Raw genomic sequence first — 2029 nt, 5'->3', positions numbered from 1 at the left:
CACACAGGCAGAGCCTGTGGTTTTAAAAGACGTAATAATAACCTTGAATGGCATTTAGCCCCATCAAGGTATAGTTTATTCATTATTTTCTTTTACTTCCTCAAACCAGTTATCGAAAATATCATCAGGCAATAATTCATCATCATTGGAATAAACTAGATCATATTTATAGTTTGCCTTTAAGGAGTTTTGTTTTACATTATAATGTAATTTTATTTCAGTTGGCATGTCTCTTCCGTATTCTTTGCATTTTTTATGAATTTCTTCTAAATTTTTCAAACCAATATCTAGAACTGCTTCCTGTCTATTTTCTGATGTATCACAAAATATTGGCTTATGATTAGTATTATCTATTGCTTCATTTAAGTTATTCTTCAGAACTATCTGCCCATTTATTCTATAAAATACATCAAATGCATACATTTCTGGTTCATATGAACAATAAATATAAATATCTTCAGCCATATTCTCAACATATTCTAAACATATAGCTACCATATCTGCTTGTAATTCTGATAGATAATCTTCAAATATTTTACTCAATCTTCTCCCCCCTAATTTTTTAAAACTCGTTTTTTAATAACGCCATCTATAACATATTTTATTTCAAAGCTACTAGGCCTTAACGCGTTTTTTTCATAATTCACCTTTACATTCACAGAAATGTGCTTACCTTCTTCAATTGCTTTAGCCCATTTATTTTCTAACTTTTTATATTTACTTAAGTTAACACTACTAGATTGTGAAACTAGATTATCTAATTCTGGAGAACCACCAAATCGATCTCCTGCTAGATGGCCAGCATGATCTTCCGGTTCCTTACCAGGGGTAATTATAGAAGTCTCTACTATCAAAGGTTATTACTTTTTATTTCTTCAAACCATTCATCGGCAATATGGTCTGCTGTTTTAATATCATCATGAGTATAAACTAAATTATAATTGTATTCAGCACTAAATTTTCCACTCTTTACATCATAAATTAATTTCATCTCTGTTGGCATATCTCTTCTATATTCCTTGCACAATAATTTGACCTTTTGGATATCTTCACATATTATACTCAATACCATAGACTGACGCTTTGGAGAAACATCATGTCCCTCTGTTTCATTCGTTACAGCTTCATTCAATTTATGGGGTTCTACATACATATTATTTATCAAATAGAAGAAATTAGCAGAAATAATTCTTTCTTCACTTGAACCATAAACATATACTTTATCAGCTTTGTTCTCAACGTATTCCAAACATATAGAAATCATATCTGATTGTAATTCACTAAATCTATCTTCAAATTCTTTCATAATACACACACTCCTTAAGCTAATTTTCAATAATTTTAAAACCAGACTTACCATCAATTGTATAATTAACAATAAATGTTTTTGGACGCACATCTATTTCTTTATATAATATTTCCACATCGACCGTTACCTTTTTAGGAGGTTTGTCATTTAACGCTGCAGCCCATTCGTCTTCTATCTTCTTATACTGTTTCAAATTAACATCAGACAATTGCGAAACCCAATTATCAATTTTAGGTGAGCCTCCAAACCTATCACCTGCCAAATGTCCCGCGTGGTCCTGACCTTTTACTTTACCTGGTGTATTTTTACTGTGTGACAATCTATCTGTTCTCGTTGTTAATTGTAAATTTTCTGTTTCAAATTTTACAATCCTACCTGCACTATCTGTTTCATAGAAGTAGTTATACTCTCCAGTTTTATACCTAATATTAGGCTTTAATCGATTTTTCCTTCCGTTTGTATACTGTTCCTCTTCCCACTAATGTTTTAACATCACTTTCTCCAGCCAAACGATTACCCGTACCCTTAGTACCATTCCCAACTCTACTTACATCCTCACCACTTCTTTTTGCAAACATTATATGAGTACCGCCCATCGAATCCTGTACGATCCGAACTTCAGGTATTTGTTCCTTCAACCATTTCATCGCATAATTTACTGACCATGGTTTTGGAGTTTTCGGTACTGTTGCGGGTGGTTTTGGTGTTGGGAAGATCGTG

At 32.4% G+C, this 2029-nt stretch carries 5 protein-coding genes; all 5 read right to left on the bottom strand.

Features of this window, described 5'->3' with window-relative positions; all coding sequences use genetic code 11:
- Window positions 1–75 precede the first annotated feature (75 nt).
- Window positions 76–543, bottom strand: a complete 468-nt coding sequence (locus GH715_RS21170; RefSeq protein WP_153837178.1) for a DUF600 domain-containing protein — start codon at window positions 541–543, stop codon at window positions 76–78.
- An 11-nt stretch (window positions 544–554) separates the two neighbouring features.
- A complete protein-coding gene (locus tag GH715_RS21165) occupies window positions 555–854 on the bottom strand; it encodes a DNA/RNA non-specific endonuclease (RefSeq protein WP_153837179.1) in 300 nt (99 codons plus the stop codon).
- Window positions 851–1306 (bottom strand): DUF600 domain-containing protein, encoded by a 456-nt coding sequence (locus GH715_RS21160; RefSeq protein ID WP_153837180.1) that lies wholly within the window; start codon window positions 1304–1306, stop codon window positions 851–853. Before GH715_RS21160 ends, GH715_RS21165 begins: the two co-directional genes overlap by 4 nt.
- 19 nt (window positions 1307–1325) lie before the next feature.
- Window positions 1326–1736 (bottom strand): DNA/RNA non-specific endonuclease, encoded by a 411-nt coding sequence (locus tag GH715_RS21155; protein WP_240469433.1) that lies wholly within the window; start codon window positions 1734–1736, stop codon window positions 1326–1328.
- A gap of 1 nt (window position 1737) precedes the next feature.
- Window positions 1738–2029, bottom strand: a 292-nt coding sequence (locus GH715_RS21700; protein WP_240469432.1) for a hypothetical protein, incomplete at its 5' end; no start/stop codon positions are given.

The organism is Gracilibacillus thailandensis (assembly GCF_010994055.1).
Classification (GTDB): Bacteria; Bacillota; Bacilli; order Bacillales; family Amphibacillaceae; genus Gracilibacillus; species Gracilibacillus lacisalsi.
This window is presented reverse-complemented; position numbering and strand designations above follow the sequence as displayed.